Annotated in this window: 6 protein-coding genes; 2 read left to right on the forward strand and 4 right to left on the reverse strand. The window is 40.0% G+C overall.

What is annotated here, in order from left to right:
* The first annotated feature begins 5 nt into the window (after positions 1–5).
* On the forward strand, positions 6–650 hold the full coding sequence (locus tag K245_RS24870) for an MlaC/ttg2D family ABC transporter substrate-binding protein (RefSeq protein WP_051284205.1): 645 nt from the start codon (positions 6–8) through the stop codon (positions 648–650).
* Positions 647–1,414 (forward strand): MlaA family lipoprotein, encoded by a 768-nt coding sequence (locus K245_RS0115730; RefSeq protein WP_051284206.1) that lies wholly within the window; start codon positions 647–649, stop codon positions 1,412–1,414. The genes K245_RS24870 and K245_RS0115730 overlap by 4 nt, the downstream gene beginning before the upstream one ends.
* 102 nt (positions 1,415–1,516) lie before the next feature.
* Here the strand turns inward: K245_RS0115730 and K245_RS26820 are convergent, their stop codons facing one another.
* The 4 genes from K245_RS26820 to K245_RS0115760 form a co-directional block, all read right to left on the reverse strand.
* Entirely contained in the window at positions 1,517–3,184 is a 1,668-nt protein-coding gene (locus K245_RS26820; RefSeq protein WP_198013904.1) for an SUMF1/EgtB/PvdO family nonheme iron enzyme, read from the reverse strand.
* Positions 3,185–3,515: 331 nt separating this feature from the next.
* Positions 3,516–4,253, reverse strand: coding sequence for a PP2C family protein-serine/threonine phosphatase (locus tag K245_RS0115745; RefSeq protein WP_027360003.1), 738 nt, complete (start codon positions 4,251–4,253; stop codon positions 3,516–3,518).
* Between the two features lie 807 nt (positions 4,254–5,060).
* Positions 5,061–5,261, reverse strand: a complete 201-nt coding sequence (locus K245_RS0115755) for a cold-shock protein (protein ID WP_027360004.1) — start codon at positions 5,259–5,261, stop codon at positions 5,061–5,063.
* Between the two features lie 552 nt (positions 5,262–5,813).
* Positions 5,814–6,015: transposase (locus tag K245_RS0115760; RefSeq protein WP_027360005.1), on the reverse strand; the 202-nt coding region annotated here is incomplete at its 5' end.

Here is a 6,015-nt window from a genome sequence, read left to right on the forward strand (position 1 = left end):
GAGTTATGAAAAAAATATACTGTTTACTTATATCCATTTTTTTGGCTGTCACTGTTTCGGGAGCATCTGCTTCTGCCATGGAAGAACCAATGAAAAGTTTTTCCGTCAAGATTGACAAGGTGATTGAGATTCTTAAGGCCCAAAAAGACAGCAAGCTGGACAAGGAAAAGGCAAAAAAAGAGATATGGGATATCGTGTACGGAATATTCGATTTCAAAACCATATCAATACGAACCGTGGGAAGACCATGGAATACATTTTCAGAACAGGAAAAGAATGATTTTATAGATGCTTTTTCAGAACTTTTGGGAACCTCATACCTTAACAAAATTGATTCCTATAATAACGAAACTATTTCATATGTGTCCCAGGAAATCCAGGACAGCAACAAGGCTGTTATTAAAGTCGCGGTTATAAAACAAAACGGAAATATCCCGATGGAATATAATATTCTTAAAAAAGATTCGGGCTGGTTCATATATGACGTAAAGGTTGAAGGCATCAGCCTTGTAAAGAATTACAGAACCCAGTTCGCATCCTTTCTGGCCAAAAAAACTCCTGCCGACCTTATAAAAAGGCTCAAGGAAAAAAATATTGAAATAAAGGCCAAGGGGCAAGCGGCAGCACAAAGTGATAAAGACACTCTATGATAACAAGAACATTTAAATATATTTCCAGGCTCTTCCTGATCCTTGCCATTGTATCTGTATTTTTCAACGCGACTTGCTCTATCGCAGCAGAAAAAAATACCACAGAAGAGGATCAGGCGTTCTTATATGGAGAAGACAACGGAGTTGAATCAGACGTTTCAAATGATCCTATAGAATTTTTCAACAGACCGATGTTCATATTCAATGATAAAATGTATTTCTGGTTATTAAAACCTGTTGCTCAAGGCTACAAGTTCATAACACCTGATTTTTTCAGAGCAGGGGTAAGAAATTTTTTCAGAAATTTTTCAACTCCTGGTAGATTTTTGGGATGCGTAATGCAGGGCAAAGGCAAAGAGGCCGAAGCCGAACTCGCAAGATTCTTAGTTAACTCAACATTCGGTCTTGCAGGACTTTTTGACCTTACCGCACATGTAAAGGAAATGAACCCGCCTGCTGAAGATCCTGGGCAAGCACTCGGTTCATATGGAATCGGAAATGGTTTTTATATTGTATGGCCTTTTTTAGGTCCTTCTACGCTTAGAGATACTACAGGAGGGCTTATATCATACGGGGTTGATCCAACCGTCTACCTTTCAGAAGCGCCAGCTGGACTCTTTATATCTATGAAGGGGTTGGATACTATAAACGCCACATCTGACAGAATCGGAGATTATGAAACGATTAAAGAAGCTGCATTTGATCCTTATGTAATGATAAGGGATGGGTACATACAAAGGCGAAACGCGCAGATCAATCAGTAGACAGGTAATCAATAAATCTGTAATTCAAGGGCGTATTAGGATAATTATTCCTTATACGCCTTTTTATTATTCATGTGTGAATATTTAGAAATGAAATAGCCGTCAACTATTCCTGACAATTCTGAATCCAAGATCAGAATATCCAAGTCCTGCTGCGGCTTTGTGGCGATGAGTTATTCTGCATGAAGACGGATCCTGGCGCCAGCTCCCGCCTTTACTGACTCTGTAAATCTCCTTTGAGCCGGAAGAGTTGTAATCATAGGTGTTGAAAAAATCTTCGCACCATTCCATCACGTTACCACACAGATCATATACCCCAAGCTCATTGGGTTTTTTTCTGCCTACTGGCTGGGTGGAAAGATCACTGTTAAAACGATGCCATGCGACCTCATCAGGCTCATTTGACCCGGAATAATCATTGGCTGAGTTATTGGCTCCGCTTGCTGCAAACTCCCATTGAGCCTCTTGTGGCAGGGCAAAAACATATCTGCCGGAATGTTTGTTGTTCAGATTATTGACAAAAGACTGGGCTTCATTCCATGAAATCCTCTCGACCGGATAATTATCCCCCTTTGCAAAATGAGCAGGATTAGTGTTCATCATTTTTTTCCACTGGCCCTGGGTAACAGGATATTTGCTGATCCAGAAGCCGTCAAGTTCAATGGTTTCACGGCTGTCTCCAAATATTAATATCCCGGATGGTACCCATACAAATTCAATGGCAAGAAAAGGTTCTCTCCATTGATCTCCAGGCTTCGCATTTTTCAGCCTCTCATTTGCATAATAAGGAACAGATTCATTGTCAGAGCCTTGGGAATAATTCAAATGGTTGTGGTCGTTTATACGAGGCTCCTGCTTGACTTGATTCAATATGCCTTTATTTCCAGACGCATTTCTCAAAAATTGTGATTTTATTTCTGAAAGCCTGTTAAGAATATCATCAAAGTCCCTTGGTCTGTCCTTGGGATTAAAAGCAAGGCATCTTGATATCAAAGCTCTTAACTCAGAAGGGATATCCTGACGGGATAATTTAACGCCACCATCCCTGATTAAAGAAATCCGGCTTAAAAAATCGGCCTCTGGATACGGCTGTTTTCCTTCCCAAATAAAAAAAGAAACAAGACCAAAGGCGTAAACTGTTGAAAGGATGCTCGGGGCATCTCCTCTAAGCATTATCTCGGGAGCTGTCCATGATGGCGAAAACTGTGCGGCTATAGTGGCGGAAAGACTGCTTATCCTTTTCAGGCCGCCTAAATCCCCAATCACAAGGTCGCCTGCTGTTGTAATTAGTATATTTGTTGGTTTCAAATCTGATATTACAAAAACATCTCCGGGTATTCTGACAAGTCTGCGTATTAGTGATGCAAGTTGAAACATGCACGAAATACATATGGATGGTTCAAGTGGGAAATTGTCCACAACAGCCGAATTGAGATTATCCTGGCAGTACTCCATAAGGATGACGAGTTCCGCAGCAGCATGATCCCTTGCCACCCTCTTGTTAACCAGATGAAAGTCGTAAATTTCCACAACCCCGTCGCCTTTAATCTTGCCATAGTAGTCCTGTACTGCGAGAAAATCCATGGACACCTTTGAATCAAGAGCCTGGGGACCAGGAAGATCAACTGATCGTTCAACAATCAAAGGGACAATCTTGACGGCTCTTTCCTTGAGTCCGTCATTAACCCTGTAAACACTGCCATATATTCCCTGCCCAAGTTTTTCACCAACCTTGTAAGTCGGCAGACACTTGTGAATGATATTCTTCAAATTTTTTTCTCCATGATTACCGGAAATTGAGTAATCTTTGATGGACTGTAAAAAGTCCCTCATCTAATTTTGGGGCACACGTTGACTTGCTTAGGCCATCAGAATACTATCATAATTTTGATTTCTTCTTTGAGGCTTTGTCAATCTTTGCAGGATAGCAAAAAACCCGATTCCCGTCATTCCGGCGCAGGCCGGAATCCAGAAATAGCTGAAAATACAAATATGCCGGTCAAGCAGGGTATAACGCCACCGCCCTTTTCTGACTTTTTGCAAGATCATCAAATCCTGAATACAAATAATGGTCCTTTTAAATAGAAATTAGGATTGCATATCACTGGAACCATATATAAACAAAACTTGAATTATCTCTCATGCCATTATCAAATAAAAGCTTAACCAGCCTGTCTCCTCCGCTTTCAGGTATTGACAGGGCTTCGGCAATGGCTGAATGCCCGATTGATTCATAAATACCATCAGAGCAGATGAGAACCCCCTCGCCTCTCCGTATCATGACCTCTTGCAAAAAAATTCTTCTGTCTGATTCCTTATTCTGAAAAACCGGACCCATTCCAAAAGTAACCACATTTCTATATGGATGTCCGATTGCGTCTTCTTCAGAAATATATTCATTGTCGACTAAATCCTGAACATAAGAATGATCATGGGATACCTGAAAAAGGCTCCCCTTCATATGATAGACCCTGCTATCACCGGCATTAAAAACGGACAGCCTATCCCCATGCTTTATTACTCCGGCGATGGTCGTACCGCATGAAGAAGGAATCATATCAATGGATTTGATCTGAATTTTCATCAGTTCTTCATCAATGACAGAACAAATAACCGAAGGATCAAGTTTTACAAGATTATCACAGAAAAAACGGCTCGCGACCTCACCTGCATCATGACCGCCGAGGCCATCGCAAATAGCGGCTATAAAAGAGTCCGAAACAATTTTTTTAGATCCCTGCCCCTGATCTACCTGTTTGACTATGTCCTCGAACATCACGCAATCTTCCTGGGTATCCCTGGGACCTATATCCATAAACCAGAACAGGCGAGCTTCCATGGTCGTTTTCCTTTAAAGAGGTATATAGCACTAATTGTCGATTCTAAGTCCATGAAGATATTTAAAGCAAATCAAAAATTAAAAGATAGTGTGCGACTGTCTATATTTTTAAGGCTGTGTTCCACTTAGATGTTGAAAAGCTAAATAATAAACTTTTTTGTAATTCTTGACCTTGGAGAACTTTTTGTAAAAACGTTCTTAAGCCCCCTCAAAAACTTTATATTCTTATTATTACAAGAAGCAAATATCCGAAAGTTGTGTATGCGCTGTTTTTAGATGAAAGTTTTTGCGGAGCTTTTTTTAAAAAGCGACCCGCCGGAGGCCCTCGCCCCATCAGTTGTATGATGGATCGATGCCTAATTACGAGCAAAGGACGCTCTAATCCCCTATGATTTGGCCTTTTTAAACGACAATTTAACCATACAAGGCCATGCTTTATTCAAAATATTATTTGGTTATCCGATTGCAGTCATCCAGACCCAGGCCTATCCAGTTGAAAAACGGGAGCCGTAATCCAGAAATAGTTGGAAATACAAAGATGCCGGATCAACTCCGGCATGACGATGAGGTCTTTTTTAAGCTTTTTGCGACTCCGTCAAAAAAAGCCTCAAGAGGCTGGAGATACGGGAGCATAAGGGTTGAACCAGGCAACCATACTTAAACAGGTGATCCTCTCTCATGTTCTCTGGAAAAGGAGCTGTTTAAAAAGACTTCACGCTTAGCTATACGCAGAATATTAAGATCACTCAAAAAAAAAGCCCTGTAGCTTAGCCACAGGACCTTTATATTATTATCAGGACTAAAAAATTAAAGAACTCTTACATTAACAGCTGCCGGACCTTTTTTTCCCTGCTCTATTTCGAATGAAACCTTATCGCCTTCATTCAGGGCCTTGTACCCGTTTCCGCTGATTCCAGAATAGTGTACAAATACATCAGGGCCATTTTCCTGGGCAATAAAGCCGTATCCCTTGCTATTGTTAAACCATTTTACAATACCATTTGTCATTGGTGCCTCCAAGAAAACCTTGCTTTAATTGTTACATGACTACTTGATCCAACTACAGGCGACATCACATGACAAATGGACTCACCTTCAGCTTGGAGCAATATAACTGTATATACATACAGTTATTTATACTTAGTTTATTTCTCTCATGTTTTACTTTCAAATTCAACATAAAATTCCAATAAATCCAAAATTCGGAGCGTAATTACTCTTAATATCATAAAAAGTCATATCAACGATGATATCTTTTTATGATACCAGTCAAGGGTCTCACGCCAACCATTTATATATCGCTGCAAATTAATATATCATCCTATAAAAGATCAACCCATGTTATTTATTTAAATAATACTCAATTAAGATTAAGCATTTAAACAAATTTAATTACTCTATATGTCCATAAAAAAAGCAAATAAGCTATTAAAAAGAAACTGAACACATAGATAAACAATAACTGCTCACATATTAAAAGTCACCGACCACCGGCAAAGCCGGTGGCATGGAATTCTGAACCGCTCAAAGCGGTAAAAAATGGGGATCACCTAAAGGTGATTAATCAAACAGTCTTAACTGTTCAATTCTGCGGTCCTCATATTCTTGTTTTCTAATATACTCTCGAACCGCCAGCTCATCTTTGCCAACTGTCGAGACATAATAGCCTCTTGCCCAAAAATTCTGACCAGTAAAATTCTTTTTCCGGCCACCATAATTCCTTGCAATGCTTATTGCACTCTTCCCCTTTATAAAGCCTACT

Source organism: Desulforegula conservatrix Mb1Pa (genome assembly GCF_000426225.1).
GTDB classification, from domain to species: Bacteria; Desulfobacterota; Desulfobacteria; order Desulfobacterales; family Desulforegulaceae; genus Desulforegula; species Desulforegula conservatrix.

Coding starts and splice junctions, on each gene's coding strand:
- K245_RS0115745 (WP_027360003.1), bottom strand. CDS start 4,253: ATGGAAGCTCGCCTGTTCTGGTTTATGGATATAGGTCCCAGGGATACC.
- K245_RS0115755 (WP_027360004.1), bottom strand. CDS start 5,261: ATGACAAATGGTATTGTAAAATGGTTTAACAATAGCAAGGGATACGGC.
- K245_RS0115730 (WP_051284206.1), top strand. CDS start 647: ATGATAACAAGAACATTTAAATATATTTCCAGGCTCTTCCTGATCCTT.
- K245_RS24870 (WP_051284205.1), top strand. CDS start 6: ATGAAAAAAATATACTGTTTACTTATATCCATTTTTTTGGCTGTCACT.